This is a genomic window from Candidatus Glomeribacter gigasporarum BEG34, assembly GCF_000227585.1.
Classification (GTDB): Bacteria; Pseudomonadota; Gammaproteobacteria; order Burkholderiales; family Burkholderiaceae; genus Glomeribacter; species Glomeribacter gigasporarum_B.
The window spans coordinates 1-1,835 of sequence record NZ_CAFB01000112.1; the positions used below are offsets into that span (position 1 = coordinate 1).

Sequence of the window (1,835 nt, forward strand, 5' to 3'; positions counted from 1 at the left end):
ATCGGTTCTGATAAGGTGTGCATCTGACGGATTCAGCATAAGGCTAGAACCTTCTGTACCAGTTGTTCAATGCCCGCCGCTGCTTCTTGAATAGACTGCGCCAACATGTAGGCGGGCGTTGAGACCACCTTACGTTGTTTATCCACAATACAATTGGTAACGGGGCATTCCACGTGCACGACACCCATCTTCTCAAGCGTTTGCGCAGTGTCCGGGTCATTGCCAATTGTCAGCTTGATGCCGGAGCCGTAGATTCTGGGAATCAGGGCAGGCGCGATGCAGATGAAGCCGGCCGGTTTGCCGGACGCAGCCATGACCTCGGCAAACTCCAATACGGAAGGTTCTACCTGGCATTGATCCTGTTTGCTGCCGAAATCACTCAAGTTGAGCGCCGCGCCAAAGCCACCTGGAAAAATCATCGCGGCATAGTCTGCGGGCTGCGCCTGAGCGATATCGAGTATCTGGCCGCGGGCGATGCGGGCGGATTCCTGGAGCACGTTACGGGTTTCTCCAGAGACCTCAGCGCCCGTTGCATGATTCACGACGCGCGTTTGGGGGATATTGGGGGCCAGACATTGATAGCTGGCACCTGCTCGGTCCAAGGCCAGCAGCGTGAGGACCGCCTCATGGATTTCGCTGCCATCCTGAACGCCGCAGCCAGAGAGGATAACGGCGATGGTTCGGTGTGGTTGGGACATGAGCTCACCTGCAAACAAACTAGAATCGTCCGGAATTCTGAATTATCGCTTAATTGACCGTTTCGGAAAAGCACGCTTCGCGTCTATAAAAACCGCATTCTGTAAACGCGCTCTGTTCCGCTTTCAACAAAAACGCCCTCTATGGGGAAAATGAAATGGTTTCTATACCAGTGAACCCGCTGCAACCCGGCCTGTTTTCGCCATCCACCTGCTGGTGCCAAGGACTGGCCGATGGCGTGCAGCTTTGCGTTTACGTGCAGCCGAACGCGAAGGCAACGGAAACTATGGGTGAATTCAATGGCGCGCTGAAGGTGCGCCTGAATGCGCCGCCGGTGGATGGCAAGGCGAATCAGGCATTGTGCGCCTGGCTGGCTGAACGCTTGGGTGTACCCCGTCACGCGGTGTATCTGGAGGCCGGCCATAACCGCCGATATAAGAAAATTCGCATTACCGCAGCGGGCCTGGATGCGAAGGCTGTGCGCGTCGCATTGTCTGGGAATGCCTCATCGGTTTACTGATGACGAAACGCTGGTCGATTGCGAGACATAAGCGCTTTTAACAGCGTTGCAGCGTTCTCTATAATAGAGATAGTAAAACTTTTAAAACGAGGTTCCCTAGCCATGCGCCCATAAGTTTCCATTGCCCGCCTTGCCCCACAAGGCTTTTTTCAGCTTTTGGAGACTTACGGATGCCGCATACCGCTCAGATACTTATCCATCAGATCAGTTTTACTCTACCGAATGGCACAGCGCTCTTTGATGGACTGAGCCTTGCCTTTTCCGCCCACAAATCGGGCCTGGTCGGCAGAAACGGCATCGGGAAATCCACGTTGCTGCGCTTGATTCTAGGAGCGCTCACACCCAGCACGGGCACTGTCCAGGTGAAAGGCACACTCGCCTATGTACCGCAAAATCCTGTGGTTTTACCTGGGACCTGTCTTGCCGGGTTTTGGGGCATCGAATCCAGAATCCGGGCTTTGCAGCGGATTTCTAATGGCAGCGTGGCCGCCCATGACTTCGACGCGCTGGAGGAGGACTGGTCGGTCGAGACCCGTCTTTCGGAATCTCTGCGGCCATTTGGACTGCATCACATCCCCTGGCATCGCCCCTTGAAGGATTTGAGCGGCGGAGAACTCAC

The 1,835-nt window shown here is 55.1% G+C and carries 3 protein-coding genes; 2 read left to right on the forward strand and 1 reads right to left on the reverse strand.

The genetic code is table 11. From position 1 onward, the window contains the following. Positions 1 to 32 precede the first annotated feature (32 nt). The gene (gene elbB, locus CAGGBEG34_RS09275; protein WP_006683361.1) at positions 33 to 698 is read right to left on the reverse strand and encodes an isoprenoid biosynthesis glyoxalase ElbB; all 666 of its coding nucleotides are present in this window, start codon (positions 696 to 698) and stop codon (positions 33 to 35) included. Positions 699 to 853: 155 nt separating this feature from the next. Between elbB and CAGGBEG34_RS09280 the strand changes: the two genes are divergently transcribed. Then, positions 854 to 1,216, forward strand: a complete 363-nt coding sequence (locus tag CAGGBEG34_RS09280) for a DUF167 domain-containing protein (protein WP_042688524.1) — start codon at positions 854 to 856, stop codon at positions 1,214 to 1,216. Between the two features lie 170 nt (positions 1,217 to 1,386). Beyond that, on the forward strand, positions 1,387 to 1,835 hold a 449-nt coding region (locus CAGGBEG34_RS09285), incomplete at its 3' end, for an ATP-binding cassette domain-containing protein (RefSeq protein WP_042688525.1).